This is a genomic window from Paraburkholderia phenoliruptrix (genome assembly GCF_047325075.1).
Taxonomy (GTDB): domain Bacteria; phylum Pseudomonadota; class Gammaproteobacteria; order Burkholderiales; family Burkholderiaceae; genus Paraburkholderia; species Paraburkholderia phenoliruptrix.
On record NZ_CP168530.1, the window covers coordinates 1,152,759 to 1,175,503 of the forward strand.

A 22,745-nucleotide genomic window follows, 5' to 3' on the forward strand; every position below is an offset into this window, starting at 1 on the left:
CACTCGCGGCATTAACGGCTCGTGCGCCGGTTTTCCACCGCGAACTTGATCAGTTCCGCCTGGCCTTCAATGTCCAGCTTGCGCTTTAAATTGAGGCGATGTGTCTCGACGGTGCGCACCGAAAGATCATTGCGTTGCGCAATCTGCTTGCTCGACAGGCCCTCGGCGAGCGCATCGAGAATATCGCGCTCGCGCGGCGTGAGCCGTTCAACCGGCGATTGCATCGCCGAGGCCTGAATCAATCGCGCGCCGAGTCCGGCGCTGAAATACGTCTTACCGTCGAGCACCGCGCTAATGGCCTGAATGATTTCGGTCGCGGGCGAGTCCTTCAATACGTACCCGCTTGCGCCCGCCCGTACGGCCTGCGTGACGTATTCGAGGTTGTCGTGCATCGACAGCATCAGCACCCGAATGCCCGGAAAACGCTCATGAAACATGCCGGCAAGCGCTATACCGTTCATTCCGTTCATGCCGACGTCCATCAGCACGAGGTGAGGTTCGTGACTCGCAGCGAGCGCGAGCGCTTCTTGCGCATTACCTGCTTCGCCCACCACCTCGAGATTACGCACCGCTTCAAGTCGCGCACGCAAACCGTCGCGGACGAGCGGGTGGTCGTCGACCAGAATCAGCCGGGCAGTGACGTGCGATGTGTCGTTCATGAAGAGGTCCCCTGCAAGCTCGGCTCGATCAGATTCGTTGCGCCGAGGCCAAGCGGCACGCGCGCGGTGACGAGCGTGTGGCCAGGCTGTGAACTGAGTTCGAGCGTGCCGCCGAGCGCTTCCACGCGTTCACGCATGTTGCGCAGTCCCACGCCCGAGCGGCGGCCCACAAACGCGTGCGCGACGTCGAACCCGCAGCCATTGTCGGCGATACTGAGCGTGACCGCATCGTTCGAGACTTCGAGCGCCAGCGCTGCGCTCGACGCGTGTGCATGCCGCACGATGTTCGTCAAAGCTTCCTGGGCGATGCGGAACAGCACGGTGTTGACCGCATCGGCGAGCACGGCGGCATGCGTGTGGGTGATCTGGGTAAAGCTGATTTCAATGCCCGACTGTTCGCTGAGTTCGCGCGTGAGTTGCTCGATTGCCGCTGCGACGCCCAGGTCGTCGAGCATCGACGGACGCAGTGCATGAGAAATACGCCGCACTTCACGCAGTGTGTCGCCGAGCCGCGTAAGACTGGTGGAGAGGGCGGCTTCGGCAGCGGGCACGCGCGTCTCGCTGCGCTCGAAACGGGCGAGCGCCGATTCCAGCAGCAGTTTCACCGACACCATCATCTGACTGATGCCGTCATGCAGTTCGCGCGAGAGCCGCGCGCGTTCGTTCTCCTGCGATTCGACGACCTGCTGCGCGAGCCGCTTCAGTTTTGCGTCCGCGCTGCGATACTCGGTGACGTTCAGCACGAGCGCGCACAGTGCAATGGCGGCGAGCCCCGCGAGTGCAATGGCGTCGATCCACATCATGGTGCGATCGATATTGCTCGCCGCCCGTTCGTCGATATGCGCGAGCGTCGTATCGACGTCGTCGAGATAGATGCCGGTGCCGATCATCCAGCCCCAGCGTTCGAGCGGCACGACATAGCCGAGCTTGGAAGCAACCTTGCCCGTCGACGGACGATGCCACAGATAACGCACATAGCCGCCGCCCTGCGCAGCCGCTGCGAGCAGCTTCTGGATGGTCGGCACACCTTGCGGATCGCGCAGCTCCGACAAATCGCGCCCCACGAGGTCGGGCTCCCGCGGATGCATCAGCGAGCGGCCGTGCATGTCGTAGACGAAGAAGTAGCCGTCTTTGCCGAAGTCCATCTTCTCGAGAACGCCGAGCGCGCGCGTGCGGCGCAGCGCGTCGTCGCGCGCGTTGTCCTCGCCAGCTTCGTAAAGCGGTGCGATCGCCGAGGTCGCCAACTCCACGTAATGCTTGAGTTCGATCTCCTTGCTGGCCATGTAGGCCGCCTGGGTGGTCGCGTGCTGCGTTTGCGCAAGCGCGGTCGCTTCGCGGCGCACACCGATTTCGATGCTGGCGATAGCCGCAAGGAAGGGCACGATAGCCAGCAGGACAATCTTGGCTTTGAGTTTCATCGTTGAAAAGACCGGCAGTCGGCTACGTAGTAATACGTAGCCCGCTTACGTAGTTGCGCGCTTGTGAGGACGCCCACGAAGGCGAATACTACATCCCCGCGGCGTACTGCGTCTCGCGGGACGCTTTCGCCGTCATGCCGGCGCCATTCGGTGCTTATTTCGGCGCATATTCCGGTGCGCGATTCGTATGAACCTTGCGGCGGGCCAGCTTCATGCTCGCCTCGTCATGCGTCGGCGTTGCGCACAGGCAGATTCCGGTTTCTGCAGGGTTATCGCGTGGGTATTCCATGCAGATGCCCATGACCGGGTTTCCGCGCGGCGGACCACGAGTCCGGATGCGCGGTGTCAATAATAGACCTAGGAGATGTATATGGAGACCTCCCCATCCGCCGGCCGGTCATGGCTCTGGCTCATTCTTTTGCTCCCGTATATCGCGCTGTTGTGGTTGCCGTTCTATAACGACACACGTCCGTCGTTTGCCGGGTTTCCGTTCTTCTACTGGTATCAGTTCCTGTGGGTGCCGTTGACCTCGCTACTGATTTACATCGTGTATCGAGGTGTCAAATGAGTGATCTGAATCCCGTCAATCCGGTTGCGATGACCGTCTTCATCGCATTCTTTGCTCTTGTCACCGTGATCGGCTTCTTTGCCGCTCGCTGGAAACGCGGCGATCTCACGCAATTGCACGAATGGGGTCTGGGCGGCCGTCAGTTCGGAACGATCATTTCCTGGTTCCTCGTAGGCGGCGACTTTTACACCGCGTACACGGTGATCGCAGTGCCGGCGCTCGTCTATTCCGTCGGCGCCTATGGCTTCTTCGCGCTGCCGTACACGATCATCGTCTATCCCTTTGTGTTTGCCGTCATGCCGAAGCTGTGGAAGGTCGCGCATGCGAAGAATCACATTACGGCAGCGGACTACGTGCACGGCGAATACGGCGGCAAGTGGTTTCCGGCCGCGGTCGCGCTGACCGGTATCGTGGCGACGATGCCGTATATCGCCCTGCAACTGGTCGGCATGCAAGTGGTGATCAAAGGGCTCGGCGTGAGCGGCGAATTGCCGTTGATTGTCGCTTTCGTGATTCTGGCGCTCTACACGTACGCGAGCGGCCTGCGTGCACCGGCGATGATCGCGTTCGTGAAGGACATCATGATCTACATCGTCGTGATCGCGGCGGTGTGGCTGATTCCTGCAAAACTCGGCGGCTATGCGCATGTATTCGACGCAGCGGATACGTACTTCAAGGCGAAGGGCGGCGCGACCGGCATCATCCTCAAACCGACGCAATTCACCGCGTATGCATCGCTTGCGTTGGGCTCCGCGCTTGCTGCATTCATGTATCCGCACACGATGACGGCAGTGTTGTCGTCTTCGTCGGCGAAGACGGTCCGCAAGAACGCGATCTTCCTGCCGGCTTACACCCTGCTGCTCGGCCTGATCGCGTTGCTCGGCTACATGGCGATTGCGGCAGGCGTGCATGTGAAGTCGGCGTCGGACATGGTGCCTGCACTCTTTAACACGCTGTTCCCGTCGTGGTTCGTCGGTTTCTCGGCGGCAGCTATCGCAATCAGTGCGCTGGTTCCGGCCGCGATCATGTCGATCGGCGCGGCAAATCTGTTCACGCGCAACTTGTGGCGTCCGCTGGTGTCGCCGAACATCACGCCCGAAGCCGAGGCGGCAAATGCGAAGATCGTCTCGCTCGTCGTCAAATTCGGCGCGCTGCTGTTCATCGTGTTCCTGCCGACCCAATATGCAATCGACCTGCAATTGCTTGGCGGCGTGTGGATCCTGCAGATTTTCCCGGCTATCGTCTTTTCGCTGTACACGCGGCGCCTGAATACGCCGGGCCTGTTCAGCGGTTGGCTGGCCGGCATCGTGCTCGGCACCTCGCTCGCCATTTCGCAAGGGCTCAAGCCGGTGTTCGCACTGCATATCGGCGATGCGGTCTACCCGGTTTATATTGGCCTGATCGCGCTCGTGGTGAACATCGTGGTCGCGTTTGTAGTATCCGCCGTGTCGCCGCGGCGGGTGGCGGTGACCGCCTGAGCGCTCCTGCAGCAGCGAGTGTTATGACGCCGCGAGCCGTTGCGCTCGCGGCGTTTTTTATTTGAGCCCCACGCCAGACGAGGCGCTTGCCACGAGCGCATTACACGAGCACTTCCACCGATTGCATGGCCCGGCGGATATCCGTTGTTCGGCCCCAGGATTCGTCGCGGATCGTTTCGATCAGGCAGTCAATAAAACATCGTGACGCGGCGTCGGCAGGCTCACCGGTGCGCATGATGATGCCAACCGTCGAGTCTTCGAGTTCCTCCCGCAGCGGGATTGCGCACAAACCGTCGCGCGCGGCGCACAGTTCGACGAGCGGCCACGGAAAAATGCTGAGCATGTCCGTGCGTTTGAGCAGCGCAACCGCGACGGTAAGCGAATGCAGAAAGTGAATACTGCGCGGCACCGGCAGCCCGTGGCGGGCGAACATCTGATAGGACGCCTGACCTTCGGTCTGCGGATCGAGCGCGACGAGCCAGTCGTTCTCGAGCAAGTCCGAGAGCGAACGCGAGTCCGCAAGGGGATGACCTTGCCGCGCGACCACCGCACGGCTCGTGGCGAACAGCGGCTGATAGTTGAAGTCGCAAGTCGTTGCGCCTGGCGCTTGCCGTCCGACATAAATATCCAGGCTGCCGTCACGCAGACGCGGTGTGGCAATGGCCAGCAAGCCTTCGAACAATTCCAGCTGGATGGCCGGCATTCGGGTGCGAAAGCGCGCCACGGTTTCGGGCAGAAACGTCAGCGCGACCCAGGCAGTCACCGCAATGGAAAGACGTCCGCTCGGTTCGCCGCGCATGGCATCGATGGCCTGGTGCGCCCGCGTCATTTGTGCCGCGACGAGCCGCGCATGCGCAAGCAGGGTTTGCCCGCATGCCGTAAGCGTCACGCCCGACGATGTACGCACGACGAGTTGCATGCGCACGGTTTCTTCCAGTTGCTGGATATTTTGCGTAACGGCGGCCGGCGACGAATCGAGCATGCGCGCGGCGCCTCTGACACTGCCTGCATCGGCAATGGCGATCAGGACGCGCAGTTGGTGGATTTTCATTGTGTGGCCCAGCGGTTTGTGCGGCATGCGGTGAAGCGTTTGACGTTGCTTTACGCGTTCACCAACGTGACCCGTTCTCAAGAGGCCTATGCCGGCATATCGTGGAGGCACGGCTATGGCGTCGCGGTGCCTGTTCTTCCCTCGTGAGATAAAGGCGCTTACCTCCGTAGTCCTGAAGGTTATTAAAAATTGGCTGAGTGCATAAAGCGAACTGTCATACGGTTCGTGTGTAATGCTTAGCATAGGAGCGTAACGATGACTGGGCAAGTTTCCGTGCTGCCGCCAACTCAATCGGATGTGCGACTCCATCCCCCGTGCGGCGACGCGTCATTGCAGGCAGTCGCCATGCAAACGCGTGTCCAGGGCCACTGCGCACATGGTTCGTTTATCGATTCGCTCACGGGCGTCTATAACCGCGCCTACGCGACAGGGCGCGCCCAGCAGTGGCTGAGATCCGCGCAGGCCGCATGCGTGGCGATGCTGGTTGTCAACGTGGACGGCTTCAGCAGGATCAACGACATTGCCGACTACGATCTCGGCGACCGCCTGTTGCGCAGCGTCGCACAGCGGCTCGCCGGCACCGTGGCCGCGAACGATCTGCTTGCCCGCATCGGCGGCGACGAGTTCGTGATTGTTACAGACGGTCACCGCGACGCGCCGGCGCTGCCCGCGTTCGCGCAACAGGTTCTGGCTTTATTCGTCGAGCCGTTTGTGATTGCGGGCCGTGAGTACCGCGTGAGCGCATCGGTGGGCGTTGCGCGTTCCAACGGCGATGTCCGCGACGCGGCGCTTCTCATGCGCGATGCCGGCGCCGCGATGCGCCGTGCGAAAACATACGGCCCCGGCAGCGTGCGTTTTTTTACGCGTGACATGAAGGAAGCGGCGCAACGCCGCTTTGCGATTGAAGACCTGCTGCGCGATGCGCTCGATGCGGGCGAATTCAGAGTCGCGTACCAGGCTGTCGTTGACGCTGCATCACGCGAAATACTGGGCGTCGAGGCGCTCTTGCGCTGGACGAGCAGCGAACTCGGCGACGTCGCGCCTGCCGAATTCATCCCGATCGCCGAGCAGGCCGGGCTGATGGAAGCAGTCGGCGATTGGGTGCTGGAGCAGGCCTGCGCACAGGTCGCGGACTGGCGCTGGAGCATTGCGCCGGGCGTGACTGTCTCCGTGAACATTTCGCCGGTGCAGTTCAACGAGCGGCTCGTGCAGCATGTCGCTGCATGTCTTGCCAACACCGGCCTGCAACCTTCCGCTCTGCAACTGGAAATCACAGAAGGCATGCTGATGCCCGATGATCCGGCTGTATGCGCGACGATGTCCGAGCTGGTGAAACTGGGTGTGAAGCTGACCATCGACGACTTCGGTACGGGCTATGCCTCCATGTCATACCTGAAGCGCTTTGCGCTGCATGGCCTGAAGATCGACCGCTCGTTTGTCGCGGGCTTGCCCGGCGACAGGGATTGCGCGGCCATTGCCCATGCGGTCGTGAAGATGGCGCACGCGTGCGGAATGTCCGTCACCGCGGAAGGCGTCGAGACCGAAGAACAGGCGAGCGCGCTGCACGCAATGGGCTGCGACACGCTGCAAGGCTACCTGTTCGGCTGGCCGGGCAGTGCTGCAGACTATGCCGTCAGGTTGACGGGAGCCGGCTGCTTCGCTAGCGCGCGTCCGTTGAGATAAGGAAGCGATCGTAAAACTGGGAGTTAGCGTTTTCGCCCGCGACTTCTAGAATGATTTTATAAAAACACGAACTCGAGCACCGCCGGGCCGGGTGGTGTTGTATTAGTCAGGAGAGAGACCATGTGTGATGCAGAAGTCGCCGCTGTGCTGCTGAACCGCTGCACGGCTCAGCCAATGGACAACGAGGAACCGGCTTACCTCGGCATATTGCGTGAAGGCAATCTGTCGTTCAAACACGAAATCGGTTTTGTCGCTTTGCGCGATCTTCCGGACCCCGAAGCATGCCGCACCGAGTCGATTATTTTTCCCGATGGCTCACGCGCGTTGCGCATGAGCGCGATGAAGGGTGAGAGCGGCTGGACGCGATGGACCGCCATGCAACCGCTGCACTGAAGGAAGCACCGCGTATGCCGTTGCCGTATGCCGCCGCCGTTTGCCGCTAGAACCGCTCCACTCTGAAAGGCCGCGTGTTCACCAGCGTTTGCTCGCCTGTCATCATTTCGGCGATGAGGCGGCCCGTCACCGGCCCGAGCGTGAGTCCGTGATGCGCGTGGCCGAATGCAAACCACAAGCCCTGATGTTTTTCAGCGCGCCCGATCACGGGCATCATGTCCGGCGTGCAGGGCCGTGCGCCCATCCACGGTTGATCGTCGAGGCGTTTGTCGAGTGGAAAAAGCGTGCGCGCAATCGGTTCGACGGCGGCGAGTTGCGTCGGCGTTTTCGGCGCGTCGAGCAACGCAATCTCGGCACCGGTCGTGAGGCGGATGCCGCGCGCCATCGGCGCGAGCAGATAGCCCTTTTCTGCGTCGAGCACCGGATGATTGAGGCGCGCACCCGCGCGCGGCGCGTAATGCATGTGATAGCCGCGCTTGACGCCGAGCGGCAGGTGATAACCCAGCCGCGAACTGAGCACGCCGGACCACGGCCCCAATGCAACGACTACCGATGAAGCGCTGATCGTCCCCGCGTCCGTTGCGACGTCCCAGCCGTTGCGCAGCGTGTTGGCGTCGCCGGTAAAGAACCGGCCGCCAAGGCTCTCGAAGTATTTCGCGTAGGCCGTGACGAGCGCGTTCGGGTCGCTCACCGAATCCGCCTGCGTATAGCGCAAGCCGCCTCGCAGGGCCTTGTCGAGATCCGGCTCGGCCTGCTGCAGGCGTGCGGCGTCGAGCGCTTCGAACTCAACGCCGTATTCGCGGTGCCATTGATCTGCGAGCCGCAGTTCCGCATCTTGCGCGGCATTGCTGCGAAACACCTTGATCCATCCGGTCGGGCGCAGCAGCGCGCTCGCGCCTGCTGCGGCGGCGAGCGCGCGATGTTCACTCACGCAGTGTTCGATCAGCGTCGAATACGACCTCGCAATCTGGGCGTGTTTCGCGGGGTCGGAATTGCGCCAGTACCTCCATAGGAACGGCGCTGCATGGAAGAGCGCGTCGGCGTGATAGCGAACGTCGAGCGACTGGTTGCGTGCATAGCGAAGCAATGCACCGAGTCCGCGCGGAAAGGCGTAGGGATAAACACCTTCGCGCTGGATCAACCCCGCATTGCCGAACGACGTCTCGTTGCCGGGCGGTTTGCGGTCTACCAGTGCAACCTGCCGGCCGCGCTGCTGCAAATGCACGGCCACGCACACACCGACAATGCCGGCGCCGAGCACCACGGTATCGAATTTGATAGCTGTCATCGCTTAAACCGCCGAGACGCCGGAGCCGCTCGTGCCCGCGTCGTTAAAGAGGGGAGGCGAGGTCACGATCGATTGGAGCGACGCGTCCGCTTTTGTGAGCTTCGACAGATCCGGTCGCGGCCGGCGCAATACCGGCGATTGCGCGAATACCTGCTCCATGGCATGCGCGATGCCGAGCGTCTTGCGGTCGCCATGAAACGGCCCGACGATCTGCAAGCCGAACGGCATGCCGGCGTGATCGAGTCCGCATGGCAGCGAGACGGCGGGGTGCGTCGTGAGCGTGACGACGTAGGTGAGCGCGAGCCAGCGGTAATAGTTGTCCTGCTCGCGCCCATCGATTTGCGCGGCGTAAAGCTGCTGCCAGGGAAACGGCGACACCGACGTGGTCGGCGAGAGAATGACGTCGTACTGCCGGAACGCGGCCTGGAAGCGTTTGAAAATGCGCGTCTGCTCGGCCTGCGCCCACGCGCTGTCCCCGAGGCTCATGCGCGCGCCGAGCTCGTAGTTGGCGCGCGTATTCGGGCCCAGCTGATCCGGGTCGCGTGTATAGGCGTCATGCAGACCGGCGACGAAACTCTCCGCGCGAATCACGTCGAAGCAGCGGTGCACGTCGCCGAGATCGAAGCGGACTTCTTCGCACGAACGGAAAGACGGCGCAATCAGCGCCACGCGCTCGCGAAACAGCTGGCGGATCGATGCGTCCAGGTCGCAACTGCCGAAATCTTCAGTCCAACCCACGCGCAGTGTGCTGAGGTCGATGTCGGCCGGCGCGGCAAAACCGAGCGGATCGACGGGAAAGCTGAGCGGATCGCCCGCGGAAATGCCGGCTGTCGCCGCGAGTTGCAGGCATGCCTCGGCGACGGTGCGGCCCATCGGCCCGACCACCGAGATCGGCGCCCAGCCCACCAGCTTGCGCGAGTTGGGCACGAGTCCCGGCGTCGGACGAAAACCGACTACGCCGCATTTGGAAGCGGGAATGCGCAGCGAGCCGCCGGTGTCCGAGCCGGTGCACACAGGCAACATGTCGCACGCGAGCGCAGCGGCGGAGCCGCCCGACGAGCCTCCGGCATTCAGCGCGGTATTGAACGGATTGCCGGTTGCGCCCCACACCGGATTGCGCGTGTTCGCGCCCGCGCCGAGTTCGGGCACATTGGTTTTCGCGGTGACGATTGCGCCAGCGGCGCGCAGGCGCTCGACGAGCACCACATCTTGCGTGGGGACGTTGCCGCGCGACATCGGCGAACCGTAGGTCGTCAGGAGTCCGGCGGTATTTTCCAGATCCTTTACGCCGAGCGGCAAGCCATGCAGCAGACCCAGCGGTTCGCCGTCGAGCACCTGTTGTTCGGCGCGCTTCGCGGCGGCTCGCGCGGCCGGGAAGTCGGTGGCCGTAATGGCGTTGACGGCGGGATTCACGGCCTCGATTCGCTCGATGCATGCATCGAGCAGTTCGACAGGAGAGATCTCTTTCGCGCCGATCATCCGGCGCAGCTCGACCGCGCTGCGGCCTACCAGTTCGTTGTGCTCACTTACATTGTCACGACTCATTGCGTCCTCTTCGTCAGGCGAGTGCTTCGCCGGTACGGTCCTTCAGCCAGATTACCGGCACGAGTGAAATCGCGCACGCCGTCGCGACATACCATGCTGGCGCAAGCGGATTGCCGGTACGCGCGACGAGCCAGCTCGCGATAAACGGCGAGAAGCCGCCGAAAAACGATGCGCTGACCACATACGTCAAGGCAATGCCCGTTGCGCGCACATGCTTCGGGAACAGTTCCGGGATCATGACCAGCACCGGCACGATCTGCCCGGATACGAACACGGCGAGCAGCGCGGAGACGATGCAAAGCGCGGTCATCGACGGATGCGCGCTCAGAAATGCAAACGCCGGATAGACGACGAGCAGCATCACGACGCGCGAAATGACCAGCACGCGCTTGCGGGTATAGCGATCCGCGAGCATGCCGGCGAGCGGTGCCGCGACGAAAAGCGCGAGCGAACTGACGATACCCGAAATGACCGCCGACGTCGACGACAGATGCAGCGCGCGCACCGCATGGCTCGGCAAGAAAAACGCGGTGATATAGACGGACACGGAACCGCCCAACTCGGCGAAGGTGCCGAGAATCGTCAGCTTGAGATGTGTGGTCAGTGCGGCCTTCAGCGCGCCGCGCGGCGGCGCTTCGCCGGGCTTGCGCTCCGTCAGCGTTTCTTCGAGGCGCCGGCGGATCAGCATGCCCGCCGGCGCGGCGACGATGCCGAGCACGAACGGAATGCGCCAGCCCCACTCGAGCACCGCCTGCTTCGGCAGCAGTACGTTGACAAGCGTCGCCACGAGCGCGCCGAGCACGAGACCCGCTGCAGTCGCCGCGAAATTCCAGCTCGCGAAGAAGGCGCGCGTGCTGTCGGTCGCATATTCGACGAGCAGCGTCGTGCCCGGTCCGAACTCGCCGCCGGCCGCGAAGCCTTGTATCAGGCGCGCGACGAGCACGATCAGCGGCGCCGCGAGTCCGGCTACCGCGTAAGTCGGCGCGCACGCGATCATCGCGCAGCTGAGCGCCATCAGCATGATGGTGAGGACCATCGCGTTCTTGCGCCCCGCGCGGTCCGCATAAGCGCCGATCACCACGCCGCCGAGCGGCCGCACCACGAAGCCCACGCCGAACACGCCGATGGAAAGCAGGAACTGATTGACGGGCGACGCGCCGGGAAAGAACAACTGCCCGATCTGGATCGCGAAGAAGCTGTAGATCGTGAAGTCGTAGAATTCGAGCGCCGTGCCGATGGTCGTGGCAGTGATGACGCGGGTCTTCGTCAAGCCGGATTGACTGAGCGCAAAGGTAGACACGATACGGGCCCCACAGGAAGGTGGAATCGACGTGAGTTATCATATACGAGAAAAAATAAATTTCTCGGATACGAGAAATTTTTCTGGCAAGCGGAATCAGGTGAGATGGTCAAAGCCGTAGTGGAACAACTCAGGGCGAGCGCGGACGAAGCGCCGCCCGCGCTCGATCACAAGCTGGTGGGCGGGCATTTGCGGCAGGCGCGCAAGGCGCGCGGGCTCACGCTGGCGGAGCTCTCGGAGCGCTCGGGCATTGCGGTTTCGACGATCTCGAAGGCCGAGCGGGGCGACATCGCGCTGACTTACGACAAGTTCGCGGCGCTCGCGCATTCGCTGGAGCTGGAGTTCGACGCGATCTTCGGCCGGCGCCGCAAGCCGGCTGCCGGCGCGATGAAGCCGTCGTTCACCGCCGCCGGCAAGCAACCTGTGTACGACACGCCGAACTACGAGTACGGCATGCTCGCGAACAACCTGACGGGCAAACGCATGATGCCGATGCGCGCGCACATCCACGCGCGCGCCGTGTCCGACTTTCCCGAGTACATCCGGCATGCGGGCGAGGAGTTCGTCTTTCTGCTCGCCGGCAAGCTCGAACTGCGCTTCGAGAACGGCAAGTCGTTCAGGCTGACGCCGGGCGACAGTCTCTATTTCGACAGTTCCATCGGGCATATCTATCTGAGCGTCGGGGATGAAGACGCCGATGCGCTCGTGTGCTGCGTCGATGCCGAGCAGCCCCGGCCGCGTGGAGCGATCTGAAGCGGAAGCCCGGGGCGGCGGGGGCGGCGGCGCGGCGCAAATCCCACGCGGCCGTCGCATGCGCGGCAGCCCAGAACGTCCATTCGCGGGCGCCACGATGTCTGCGCGACGGGACGTTCTTATGGGGACTGAAGCCGCCGCGTGCGTCAGCGTGTAAACTGCTGACTTTTTTGCATCCGGTGGTATGTTGCAAGCCCCTCAGCGCACAGCTCTCAGCGGCCCCGCGCTCGTTCGCCTGCTGTCGCGTTTCGCCGATGTCGACGTTTCCGAACCCCGGCAGTCGCTGTCCGGCCGGCTGAGCCAATGGCTCGGCTGGACGGACGCGATCGCGCTCTCGTCGGCGCTCACAGGCGCGCCGCCTGCCGTGCCCGCGGGCGCGCGGAGCTTCGGCAGCGCGGAAGAAGCCGAATGCGCGCGCGTGCGGGCATCGCTCGTCAATACGATTACCGGCGACAGCGCGTTCGCGACATCAAAGCGCCGCGGTCCCGCGTATAGAGAGCCGCCCGCTGCGCCGGTGGACTACGTGGTGTTTCGCCAGCGCTATCAGGCCATGCAGCAATCGATGGAAACGGCTGTCGGCAGTCTGCGCGGCCGGCTGCGCGCGCTGCTCGCAGCAAAGACGCCGGCGATGGGCCGTCTCGCGGTGGTGGACGCCGTCATGGAACGCGCGCTCGCCGAACGCGAACGGAGTCTCTTCGCGAGCCTGCCGGCGCTGCTGGCCGGCCACTTCGAGCGGCTGCGCGACGCGGCGCAGCAGGCGGAAGCCGCGACGCCCGCAGCGGACGAGGGTGTTCCCGCCGCTGCTGCCGTCCCTGCTGCGTCCGGCCTCTGGCTCGATGCATTCCGCCAGGACATGCTGAGCGTGCTGCTGGCCGAGCTGGATGTTCGTTTACAACCGGTCGAAGGGCTGCTCGCCGCCCTTCGTACTCGCTAACTGGGACACTATGTCCAGATATCGTATTGATCTCGTTGTGTTCGCGGCAGGTCTTGCCGCGGTGTGCGGCATTGCCATCGGCTATGTCGGTTCGAACTGGCTCGCACTGGCGGTCACGCTGCTGATCGGTGCCTTCTATCTGGCCGGCGCACTCGAATTGCGCCGCTATAGCGCGGCGACCGGCACGCTCACGCGCGCGGTGGCGGGGCTGTCCGAACCGCCGCCGCGGCTCGGCGCGTGGCTGGAGCAATTGCATCCGGGCTTGCGCAACGCGGCGCGCCTTCGTATCGAAGGCGAACGCGTCGCGTTGCCGGGGCCCGCGCTCACGCCTTATCTCGTGGGCTTGCTGGTGCTGCTCGGCATGCTCGGCACGCTGCTCGGCATGGTCGTCACGCTGCGCGGCACCGGCCTCGCGCTCGAAAGCGCGACCGACCTCGCTGCGATCCGCGCCTCGCTGGCCGCGCCGGTCAAAGGTTTGGGCTTTGCGTTCGGCACTTCGATTGCGGGCGTGGCGAGTTCCGCCATGCTCGGCCTGCTGTCGGCGTTGTGCCGCCGCGAGCGGCTCGAAGCCGCGCAACAGCTCGACGTGAAGGTCGCGACCACACTGCGCATCTATTCGCAGGCGCATCGGCGCGACGAAAGCTTCCGCCTCCTGCAAAAGCAGGCGGAGCTGATGCCTACGCTCGTCGACCGTCTGCAAACGATGATGAGCGCGATGGAGCAGCACAGTCTCGCTTTGAACGAGCGCCAACTGGCCAGCCAGGAAGCGTTTCACAGCAAGGCTCAGCTCGCGTATGCGCGCCTCGCGGCCTCGGTGGAGCAGTCGTTGAAGCAGAGCGTCGCGGACAGCACGCGAGCCGCCGGCGAGGCGCTCGAGCCCGTCATGCAGGCCACCATGGCCGGCCTCGCGCGCGAGAGCGCGGCCTTGCACGAGAGCGTCTCGCAGGCGGTGCAGCGTCAACTGGACGGCTTGTCGAACGGTTTCGAGTCGGCCACGGCGAAGGTGGCCGACATCTGGAACGAGGCGCTCGCCGGCCAGCAACGGTCGAACGAGGCATTGAGCCGGCAATTGCAGGCGTCGCTGGAGCGCTTCACCGAGACTTTCGACGAGCGCTCGAACGGACTCGTCGACGGCGTGTCCGCGCGTCTCGAAGCCGCGGCGGGCAACATCTCCGAGACATGGAAGGAGGCGCTGTCGCGCCAGCAGCAGAGCGGCGAGACGCTGGCGGCGCGGCACGAAAAGACCCTGGCGGCGGCAGCCGCGGCGTTCGAGGCGCACTCGTCGTCGTTGCTGCGGACCGTCGGCCAGTCGCATGCGGACTTGCAGAACGCCATGGCGTCGCGAGACGAAGCGCGGTTGGCGGCATGGACGGCGAAGCTTGAGTCGATGGCGGCCGCGCTCGGCAAGGAATGGCAGCAGGCGGGCGAGCACAACGAAGCGCGACTCGCGGCTTGGACGGCGAAGCTGGACGCGCTGGCGAATTCGCTCGGCGAGACATGGCAGAAAGCGGGCGAAAATAATGAGCAGCAGCTGGCGGCGTGGACCGCGAAGCTGGATGCGCTGGCGAGTTCGCTCGGCGAGACATGGCAGAAGGCAGGCGAAAACAACGAGCACCAGCTGGCGGCGTGGACCGCGAAGCTCGACTCGATGGCCGCTGCGCTCAGCGAAAAATGGCAACTGGCAGGCGAGCACAACGAAGAGCGTCTAACCGCCTGGACCGCGAAGCTCGATTCGCTGGCGACCACGCTTGGCAACGAATGGCAGCAGGCGGGCGAGCGCACGGCGAACCGTCAGCAGCAGATTTGCGACACGCTCGAGCAGACCGCGCGCGATATCTCCGCTCAGACCCAGACGCACGCGAGCGAAACCATCGCTGAAATCTCGCGGCTCGTGCAGGCGGCGTCCGAGGCGCCGAAGGCCGCGGCCGAAGTGGTTGCCGAATTGCGTCAGAAGCTCTCGGACAGCATGGTGCGCGACACCGCAATGCTCGAGGAGCGCAGTCGCCTGCTCGAAACGCTGGAAACGCTGCTCGACGCGGTCAACCATGCATCGGCGGAACAGCGCACGGCTGTGGACGCGCTCGTCGCGACGTCGGCGGATCTGCTCGACCGTGTCGGCACTCGCTTCACCGAGAAGGTCGAGGCCGAGGCGGAGAAGATCGGCACGATTGCCGCGCAGATCACGGGCGGCGCCGTCGAAGTGGCGAGCCTCAGCGAGGCCTTCGGCGCGGCCGTGCAGATGTTCGGCGAATCGAACGACAAGCTCGTCGCGCATCTGGAGCGAATCGAAGCGGCGCTCGACAAGTCGCTCGCGCGCAGTGACGAACAGCTTGCCTACTACGTCGCGCAGGCGCGCGAGGTGGTCGACCTGAGCGTGATGTCGCAGAAGCAGATCGTCGAAGATCTGCAGCGGCTCGCGGCCGAGCGCACCGCAGACGGAGTCGAGGCGGCATGAGCGGGATGAGCGAGGACATCGACGGCGGCGTGGAACCCGGCACGCCGATCTGGGCGGCGTTCGGCGACCTGATGTCGGTGCTGCTCGGCGCGTTCATGCTGATTCTGGTCGCCGTGATCGGCGTGCAGCTCGAACTGTCGAACAAGCTGGAGCAGGAGGTCAAACAGCGCCAGCTCGAAACGCAGCGCCGCAAAACGCTCGAAGAGGCGCTCGCCGGCCCGCTCGCGGCCGGCCGTGTGACGCTCGTCAACGGACGCATCGGCATCAGCGGCAATGTGCTGTTCGCGCTGAACTCCGACCAGTTGCAGCCGCAAGGGCGGGACCTGCTGAAGAGTCTCGGGGGGCCGCTGTCCGCCTATCTGCGCGCGAACGACCAGCTGCTGATGGTGAGCGGCTTCACCGACGACCAGCGGCTGCGCGAAGGCAACCGCCGTTTCGCGGACAACTGGGAACTGTCGGCGCAGCGCGCGCTGACCGTGACGCGCGCGCTGATCGACGCGGGCGTGCCGGCGTCGTCGGTGTTCGCGGCGGCCTTCGGCTCCGCTCAGCCGGTCAGTTCGAATGCCGACGAACAAGGGCGCGCGCGCAACCGCCGCGTGGAGATCGCGCCGGTTCCGCGGCTCGCGGCGGCGGGAAAGTCTCGTGAGTAATCGCGCGAGCCATCAGGCGACGGAGCCGGCGGGCACGCCGCAGACGCCGCGCGCGATCCTCGACGGCTGGCGGGCGCGCGGTGCCGACCTGGCAGACCCGCTGCGGTTTCGTTTCATCGACGCGCTGGAGCGGCGCGCCGCCGGACACAGCGGCGAGGCGCGACGTGTGCTCGACGAGAAGCTTGCCGCGCTGCTCGAAGCGTATGCGCGCAAGATAGAACCCGGCGACCGCGAGGACCACGAGCACCACAGCCCGCTGCGCGCACGCGCCGCGGCCGCAGCCACTGACGCCGTCTGCGAGCGCGAGCCGTCCCAGAGCGCGCTCGCCGAACTCGTCGGCGAATTGCAAGGCGCAGCGCGGCGCCCGCCGCCCGGCCAGCCCGCCTATCCCGAACTTCCCGAGCTCGATTATTTCCGTGAGACGTGGGCGCGCGTGCGCACCGACCAGCAGGTGCGCCAGTCGCTGCAACCGGCGCCCGGCAACGCCGGTCCGCTCAATTCGAGCAGTCTCGTGCATCGCTCGCTTTCGCTGATGCGCGAGCTGTCGCCGGGCTATCTGAAACAGTTTCTGTCGTATGTCGACGCGCTGTCGTGGCTCGAGCAAGTGGGCGGCGGCGCGCCGGCCAGCAAGGATCCTCCGCGCGCCGCGACGGCCGGCAAGGGCGCGCGCGGCAAGGCGCGCTGATGCCTCGCGGCGCTTGACGTGGCATATTGGCGGGCGTAGCCATCGAAAGGAGCCCACCATGCGTATCCAGACCTCATTTCTGTTCGATCTCGACGGCACGCTCGTCGACAGCGTCTATCAACACGTGCTGGCCTGGAAAGAAGCGCTCGACAGCGAAGGTATTGCCCTATCGGTGTGGCGGATCCATCGAAAAATCGGCATGAGCGGCGGCCTCTTCACCAATCAGCTTTTGCGCGAGACGCACGGCGACATCAGCGCCGAGCGCGGCGAGCGTCTTCGTCACGCGCATGCGGCGGCGTATAAAAGGTTGCGCGCGCAAGTATGTCCGCTGCCGGGCGCGCGCGAATTGCTCGACGCGCTCACGCAAGCCGGCACGCCGTGGGCTGTCGCCACCAGCGGCCGCATGGAAACCGCGGCCGTGAATCTTGAGGCGCTCGGCGTCGATCCGTCGAAAGCCGTCGTCGTCACGCGCGACGACGTCAAATACGCAAAGCCCGACCCCGATCTCTTCATTGCGGCAGCCGAACGCCTCGGCGTCGAGATCGAGCATTCGGTCGTGGTCGGCGACAGCATCTGGGACATGCTCGCGGCGCGGCGCTGCCGCGCGCTCGGCGTGGGCTTGCTGTCGGGCGGCTACGGCACGGAAGAGCTGGAGCGCGCCGGCGCGCTCCGGGTCTACGACGACCCGGCTGCGCTGCTCGATCATCTGGACGAAGTGGCCGCGCGGCCGTAACCGGCGCCGTCGCGGCATCGCGCGGCTGCCCAACGGGCGGGCGGCCGTCGCGTCCCCTATCCCCGTTTCTATCCGCGTTTTTATCCGTATCGCTTATTCGCTTTATTCAGGCCGCATACGCTGGCTTAAACACGCGTAACTTTGTACTGTTGAAGCCAAGAGCCCTGTACTATACGGATCAACGGGAACCGGCCCGGCAACAGCGATAGAAAGACCGGCGTGTACGCAGGTGGCGGCGCGCCGGCATGTTCCACGTGAGCGAGTGCGGCGACCGGCGAGCCTGTCACGGTGATCCGCTGCGGCGGCACGACGAACCACGTGAAAATATGAACAAGTTTATTCGACCACCCGTCTCCTATCCGACCACGGTTGTTTTCGTCGACGACAACGACAACTATCTCGACGCGCTACGCCGGTTCTTTCCGGACGTTTCCACCAATCTGTTTTTTTCGCGGCCGCAAACGGCGCTCGCCTTCATCCGCCAGCACGCGCGCGAGAATTCGCTGGAGTTCGCCCCGGCTGCGGCGTGCCTGAGCGAGACGGGATTCGAGCGCTTCGTGGAAACATCGCCGCAGCGGGACGTGCTGGCGCGCGATGCGCGTTTCGCCGAAGTGGCCGCTGTCGTGGTCGATTACGACATGCCGGGCGTGAGCGGTGTCGAGTTTCTGTCGTCCATCTCCAACTTGCATTGCGCGAAAATTCTGCTCACGGGCGTCGCCGACGAAACCGTCGCGGTCAAGGCATTCAACGCGGGCATTGTCGATCTGTATCTGCGCAAGACCGACGCCGATTCGGCGAACCGGCTCGTTCACTTCCTGAAGGACGCCAAGAGCCGCCACTGTTCCGAGGCGGGCTGGCTTGCACTCGGCGAGAACGGCATCACCTATTGCGATCCGCGCACGCGCAAAGTAATCGACGACGTGGTGAAAGAGAAGGGCATTCTCGAGTACTACTGGCGTCCCGAGCAGAATGCGATTCTCATGTTCGACCGCGAGGGCAGGGCGAGCGTTTTCGTCGCGTGGGCCGAGCACGACTGGATCGCGCAGGGCGAAATCGTCGCGGACGAAAGCGGCCCCGCCGAGTTGCTGAAGCAGATGGCGGTGCGCGAAGTCATGCCGCTCTTCTGGCCGCATCTCGCGTATCGATCCAGTCTCGAGTTCAGAATGCTCAAGCCGCAGCCCATTCCCGGCTGGGGCGACGCGTTCTACTGCTGGAGTCCGATCGAGTCGCCGGAAGTGGCCGAAGCCGGCATCAAGCCGCTGACCTACGCGCATTGGCGGAGCAACCGGGCGCGCTAACGCCTGCCGGCGCGTCGAGCTACATGTACGCCATTCCTACCGCCTTCGTGTCGGCCATGTTCGTCGTGTTCGGCCTCTATGTCGTCATCACGCAGGGGCTGACGCGGCTCTCGGCGCCATTCCTTCTGATGTGCTCGGCCACCTTCGCATGGCAGGGCACATGGACCTTGCTGTTCCAGACTGAAGACCCGCAGATCGCGGCCTTGCTGGTTCGCGTCGGTTATCTGTTCATTCTGTTTCTTCCCACTACCTTTTATCACTTCGTCACCGAGGTGGCGGCGCGGCGGCGCGAGCGGCCCATGTTGCTGGCCTCGTATGGATTATGCGTCGTGCTGGCGGTCCTGCTGCCCGGCAATGAAGTGGTGTCAGGCTATCAGCGTTTTTTCTTCGGCTACTATCCGGTCGCCGGTCCGCTGCATCCGTTGCATGTCCTGCAGACGGTGTTGCTCGCGGCGCGCAGCGCGCAGCTTCTGCTCGGCGCGCGCAAGCAGGCGGGCGGCGAGGCGCGGCGGCGTCTCGATCTGTGTCTCGCGGCGCTGGGCCTGTATTCTTTCGCCGCTGTCGACTACGCGGTCAACTACGGCTATCCGTTTTATCCGCCCGGCGTGCTGTTCATCGCGTTGAGCCTGGGGCTGCTCGCCATCACGATTGTGCGCTATCACCTGATTCATCCCTATGCGCTCGCGGCCACCATTGCACACGAAATCGCGACGCCGCTCGCCACCATCGGCATGCACGCGGACGAGATTGCCAGCGTCTGGAGTCATGTGTTCAAAGGCTATCGGCTTGCCGTCGCGCACGGCCTGTACGACGACCACGAACATTCGGATCAAACCGAGCGCATTAGCCAGCTTGCCACGGCAATCCGGCGCGAAGTATCCGGCACGAGCGCGATGGTCGAAATGGCGCTGGCTTCCTTCACCCTCGACCGGCTGGACCGCAGCCGTTTCAGCGCGCATGCCGTGCAGCAGTGCGTGAACTCCGCGCTGGAGCGTTACCCGTTTCGCGCAGGCGAACGAGAGCGCATCACGGTCTCGCCGATCGACTCGACGCTGCGTTTTTCCGGCTCGGACACGGTAGTCGTGTTCGTGCTCTTCAATCTGCTGAAAAACGCGTTGCATGCGATTCACGTGAGCGGCGAAGGGCAGATCGCGATCAGCGCGCGGGAGGACCAGGGATTCTGCGTGCTGCAATTTCGCGACACCGGACCCGGCATCGCGCCGGACGTTCTGCCGCATATTTTTGACGCCTTCTTTTCGACCAAGCGCCATGGCAGCGGCGCCGGCATGGGCCTCGCTTTTTGCCGCCGCGCGACGGAGCTGCTCGGCGGCAGTATCGAATGCACGTCGGTGCGCGGCACGCACACTACCTTCACCGTGCGCCTGCCCGTACCGGGTTCGGCAGCGGACAGGGCGTTGCCCGGCTTGCCGGCGCGCGAGGCGCGCCGGCGTTAAGCCTTTCGCGGTGCGCCGCGGCCTACTCCGTCAGCGCGGACAACGGCAACTCATACTCCTTCACACGTTCGACGATTCCATCCGGAAAGCGCCGGATCTTGCGGTCGCGGCCCGCGTAGAGAATCTGCTGATAGCCCTGCGACACCTTGCGTCCGTCGACGCAAAAGCGAAACAGCAGGTAGGCGGAGCATTGCCTGACTTGCACGGTGTTCAGATAGCAATCCACGCGCTGGAACGGAAACGTCTCATGCACATATTCCTGATGCGCGCGTTTGGTCACGAACATGCCGTCCGAGCCGAGCAGATCGTCGTGAATGCATTCATGGAACCACCGTTCGCGGCACACGCCTTGCCACTCGAAGTAGCGCGCGAAATAAGTATTCATGAAGGCATTGGAGTCTTTTAGATAGATGTCGAAGGAATGGACAAAGGTCTTCGGCGACCCGGCGGTGAGCGGGTTCTCCGAAAGCTGAGCGTTACCGCGATTCAGAGCCTGGGGGATAGCTTCTCGCATCAACATACGATTTTCCTTTTGCAGGATGGCTGCTGGTGGCAGCCACACATGCCGGCCGGCACGGCGGGCATATCCCATTCTGTTGGGGAAATGGACGATGTGGCTATTCATCCACGATAAGAGCCGTGCAATTCATTGGCGACTCGCGCCATGGCGTCTCGATGACGGAATATCTGGCCGACGACAGTGTTGACGCAGCGATTCTTTTATTCAGTGGGTCAGCGAACAGAACACGGGGACGCGTCTGGCCGGATGCGGAAATGGTGATAAGCGGACAGGCAAGCCGCGATGCGCGAGTTCTGGCTTGATTCGCGATTGGGGAGCGGTTTTATTAATCGCGCATAACCCGCGTGGATAAGCGCCGCTCAGGCGGCACCGGCATTGGCACCGGCATTGGCGCCGGCATTGGCGCGCAGAAAGCCGCACACCGCCTTGTGCATGGCTTGCACGCCGGGGCTCGAATCGATTGCGCGCCAGCAGCCGTGCACGAGTCCCGCGCCGATCCACAACTGCGCGTGGCCGCCGGCCGCCTCGATCCGTTCGACGAAAACCCGGGCGTCGTCGCGAAGCGGGTCATGCTCGGCGCCGACGGCGAGCGTGGGCGGAAGCGCGTCGTAACGCGCGGCGTCGAGCGGCACGGTCCAGTCCGGACGCGGCGCCGCTTCGCCCCAGTACAGGTCGCGAAACGCGTGGACGTCGGTGAGCGTCAGCATCGGCGCGTGCGCTTCAGTGTCGCGGGCGGGCGGCTGCGGGTCGGTGCCGAGCATCGGATAGATCAGCGCCATGCCGCTGATGCCGGCCATTCCCTCGTCGCGTAAACGCAATGCGACGCTGGCCGCGAGCGTGGCGCCGGCGCTGTCGCCCGCGAGCTGCAGCGTGGCGCCGGCGGGAAGATCGAACGGCAGCCGGCCTTGCAAGGCGGCGCGGGTGAGCTCGAGACAATCGTCGTGCGCGGCCGGCGCGCGGTGTTCGGGCGCGAGCCGGTAGTCGACGGCGATCACATCGAGGCCGGTGTCCGCGGCGAGGCGCGCCGTGATCAGTTGATGACTGTCGAGCGATCCGAGCACGAAGCCGCCGCCATGAAAATACAGCACGACGCCGCGCCGCATGCCGTCCGCCGGGGCGCGGTTGCGATAACGGCGCAATGCAATCGAATGGCCGGCGGCGGCCTGAAACGACGCGTCTTCGGTCACGATGTGCGGCGGCAATGGGGGCGTGAGCGCGGCGGCGTAGCGGTCATAGATCTCGCGCTGCTCGCGCGGCGTCAGGGAGGTGCTGTGTCCCGGGTAGATCGCTGCGGCTCGCGCGATGAACGCCGCCATTTGCGGCTCAAGCATGCTGGCTCCGCTTTCCTTGCGCGGCCGCGGGCAGCCCGATCATGCGGCCCGCGTACGCGGCGGCGGGTAAAGCCGCCTGCGCGTCGGCCAGTTCCTTGATGCGCGCGGCGACGTCGGCGTCGAACGCGACCGAGCGCGGCCCGCTCGTGTCGACGTGCAGCAGCATCTGCTCGCCGGCCGCAACCGGCGTGTCGCCGTCGTCCGCGAACATTTCGAGGTACAGGTGCAAGCGCTTCGTGTCATGCGCGAGCACGCGCATGTCGACGCGCACGCGCGCGCCCTGCTTGATTTCGTGCAGATAGTTGATGTGCGCTTCGAGCGTGTAGATGGAGCGGCCGCGTTGCTTGCGTACGGCGTCGGGCAAACCGATCAGGTCGATCAGTTCGTCGGTCGCGTAGCTGAAGATCAGCATATAGAACGCGTCGCGCAGATGACCGTTGTAGTCGACCCATTCCGCGCGCACCGTGTCGTGGTAGCAGGGCAGGGAAGTGGTGGGCGGCATGGTGCGGGGTCTCCTTGGGTTCGTGTGCGACGCGTGATGCGATGGTG

Annotated in this window: 21 protein-coding genes; 12 read left to right on the forward strand and 9 right to left on the reverse strand. The window is 64.3% G+C overall.

Annotated elements, in window-relative coordinates:
- Window positions 1–11: 11 nt before the first annotated feature.
- Window positions 12–659: a response regulator gene (locus tag ACEN8U_RS05140; protein ID WP_013590686.1), complete on the reverse strand. Its 648-nt coding sequence runs from the start codon at window positions 657–659 to the stop codon at window positions 12–14.
- The gene (locus ACEN8U_RS05145; protein WP_310108428.1) at window positions 656–2,077 is read right to left on the reverse strand and encodes a cache domain-containing protein; all 1,422 of its coding nucleotides are present in this window, start codon (window positions 2,075–2,077) and stop codon (window positions 656–658) included. Before ACEN8U_RS05145 ends, ACEN8U_RS05140 begins: the two co-directional genes overlap by 4 nt.
- Before the next feature lie 370 nt (window positions 2,078–2,447).
- Between ACEN8U_RS05145 and ACEN8U_RS05150 the strand changes: the two genes are divergently transcribed.
- Both ACEN8U_RS05150 and mctP read left to right on the forward strand, forming a co-directional pair.
- Window positions 2,448–2,645: a DUF3311 domain-containing protein gene (locus tag ACEN8U_RS05150; RefSeq protein WP_013590684.1), complete on the forward strand. Its 198-nt coding sequence runs from the start codon at window positions 2,448–2,450 to the stop codon at window positions 2,643–2,645.
- Window positions 2,642–4,123, forward strand: a complete 1,482-nt coding sequence (gene mctP, locus ACEN8U_RS05155) for a monocarboxylate uptake permease MctP (protein ID WP_310108425.1) — start codon at window positions 2,642–2,644, stop codon at window positions 4,121–4,123. Before ACEN8U_RS05150 ends, mctP begins: the two co-directional genes overlap by 4 nt.
- Before the next feature lie 100 nt (window positions 4,124–4,223).
- Here mctP and ACEN8U_RS05160 read toward each other — a convergent pair whose 3' ends face one another.
- Window positions 4,224–5,174: a LysR substrate-binding domain-containing protein gene (locus ACEN8U_RS05160; RefSeq protein ID WP_310108423.1), complete on the reverse strand. Its 951-nt coding sequence runs from the start codon at window positions 5,172–5,174 to the stop codon at window positions 4,224–4,226.
- 255 nt (window positions 5,175–5,429) lie between these two features.
- Here ACEN8U_RS05160 and ACEN8U_RS05165 point away from each other — a divergent pair, with 255 nt between their 5' ends.
- Together ACEN8U_RS05165 and ACEN8U_RS05170 are read left to right on the forward strand one after the other, a co-directional pair.
- On the forward strand, window positions 5,430–6,857 hold the full coding sequence (locus ACEN8U_RS05165) for a bifunctional diguanylate cyclase/phosphodiesterase (protein ID WP_310108419.1): 1,428 nt from the start codon (window positions 5,430–5,432) through the stop codon (window positions 6,855–6,857).
- A gap of 120 nt (window positions 6,858–6,977) precedes the next feature.
- Entirely contained in the window at window positions 6,978–7,250 is a 273-nt protein-coding gene (locus ACEN8U_RS05170) for a hypothetical protein (protein WP_013590680.1), read from the forward strand.
- A gap of 46 nt (window positions 7,251–7,296) precedes the next feature.
- On the opposite strand, the gene ACEN8U_RS05175 is transcribed toward ACEN8U_RS05170, so the two are convergent.
- The 3 genes from ACEN8U_RS05175 to ACEN8U_RS05185 are packed head-to-tail and all read right to left on the reverse strand — an operon-like array spanning window position 7,297 to window position 11,383.
- Window positions 7,297–8,529 (reverse strand): FAD-binding oxidoreductase, encoded by a 1,233-nt coding sequence (locus tag ACEN8U_RS05175; RefSeq protein ID WP_310108786.1) that lies wholly within the window; start codon window positions 8,527–8,529, stop codon window positions 7,297–7,299.
- 12 nt (window positions 8,530–8,541) lie between these two features.
- Complete coding sequence (locus ACEN8U_RS05180; RefSeq protein ID WP_310108416.1) at window positions 8,542–10,083, reverse strand: amidase; 1,542 nt, start codon at window positions 10,081–10,083, stop codon at window positions 8,542–8,544.
- 13 nt (window positions 10,084–10,096) lie between these two features.
- Window positions 10,097–11,383: an MFS transporter gene (locus ACEN8U_RS05185; RefSeq protein WP_310108414.1), complete on the reverse strand. Its 1,287-nt coding sequence runs from the start codon at window positions 11,381–11,383 to the stop codon at window positions 10,097–10,099.
- 105 nt (window positions 11,384–11,488) lie between these two features.
- On the opposite strand from ACEN8U_RS05185, the gene ACEN8U_RS05190 reads away from it, so the two are divergent.
- From ACEN8U_RS05190 to ACEN8U_RS05225, 8 genes are all read left to right on the forward strand, one after another.
- Complete coding sequence (locus ACEN8U_RS05190; protein ID WP_013590676.1) at window positions 11,489–12,136, forward strand: helix-turn-helix domain-containing protein; 648 nt, start codon at window positions 11,489–11,491, stop codon at window positions 12,134–12,136.
- 184 nt (window positions 12,137–12,320) lie between these two features.
- Window positions 12,321–13,070 carry a DUF3348 domain-containing protein gene (locus ACEN8U_RS05195; RefSeq protein WP_310108412.1) on the forward strand — a complete coding sequence of 250 codons (750 nt, stop codon included), beginning with the start codon at window positions 12,321–12,323 and terminating at the stop codon, window positions 13,068–13,070.
- Window positions 13,071–13,080: 10 nt separating this feature from the next.
- Window positions 13,081–15,525 carry a DUF802 domain-containing protein gene (locus ACEN8U_RS05200; RefSeq protein ID WP_310108410.1) on the forward strand — a complete coding sequence of 815 codons (2,445 nt, stop codon included), beginning with the start codon at window positions 13,081–13,083 and terminating at the stop codon, window positions 15,523–15,525.
- A gap of 5 nt (window positions 15,526–15,530) precedes the next feature.
- Entirely contained in the window at window positions 15,531–16,175 is a 645-nt protein-coding gene (locus tag ACEN8U_RS05205) for an OmpA family protein (protein WP_310108783.1), read from the forward strand.
- Complete coding sequence (locus ACEN8U_RS05210) at window positions 16,168–16,860, forward strand: DUF2894 domain-containing protein (protein ID WP_310108408.1); 693 nt, start codon at window positions 16,168–16,170, stop codon at window positions 16,858–16,860. The genes ACEN8U_RS05205 and ACEN8U_RS05210 overlap by 8 nt, the downstream gene beginning before the upstream one ends.
- Before the next feature lie 58 nt (window positions 16,861–16,918).
- Complete coding sequence (locus tag ACEN8U_RS05215; RefSeq protein ID WP_309588113.1) at window positions 16,919–17,593, forward strand: HAD family hydrolase; 675 nt, start codon at window positions 16,919–16,921, stop codon at window positions 17,591–17,593.
- 326 nt (window positions 17,594–17,919) lie between these two features.
- The gene (locus ACEN8U_RS05220) at window positions 17,920–18,891 is read left to right on the forward strand and encodes a response regulator (RefSeq protein ID WP_310108405.1); all 972 of its coding nucleotides are present in this window, start codon (window positions 17,920–17,922) and stop codon (window positions 18,889–18,891) included.
- 23 nt (window positions 18,892–18,914) lie between these two features.
- Window positions 18,915–20,345: an ATP-binding protein gene (locus tag ACEN8U_RS05225; RefSeq protein ID WP_310108403.1), complete on the forward strand. Its 1,431-nt coding sequence runs from the start codon at window positions 18,915–18,917 to the stop codon at window positions 20,343–20,345.
- 22 nt (window positions 20,346–20,367) lie between these two features.
- Here ACEN8U_RS05225 and ACEN8U_RS05230 read toward each other — a convergent pair whose 3' ends face one another.
- The 3 genes from ACEN8U_RS05230 to ACEN8U_RS05240 form a co-directional block, all read right to left on the reverse strand.
- Window positions 20,368–20,865, reverse strand: coding sequence for an acyl-CoA thioesterase (locus ACEN8U_RS05230; RefSeq protein ID WP_310108401.1), 498 nt, complete (start codon window positions 20,863–20,865; stop codon window positions 20,368–20,370).
- Window positions 20,866–21,224: 359 nt separating this feature from the next.
- Window positions 21,225–22,196: an alpha/beta hydrolase gene (locus tag ACEN8U_RS05235; RefSeq protein ID WP_310108399.1), complete on the reverse strand. Its 972-nt coding sequence runs from the start codon at window positions 22,194–22,196 to the stop codon at window positions 21,225–21,227.
- A complete protein-coding gene (locus ACEN8U_RS05240) occupies window positions 22,189–22,698 on the reverse strand; it encodes a thioesterase family protein (protein WP_310108397.1) in 510 nt (169 codons plus the stop codon). The genes ACEN8U_RS05235 and ACEN8U_RS05240 overlap by 8 nt, the downstream gene beginning before the upstream one ends.
- Window positions 22,699–22,745 lie beyond the last annotated feature (47 nt).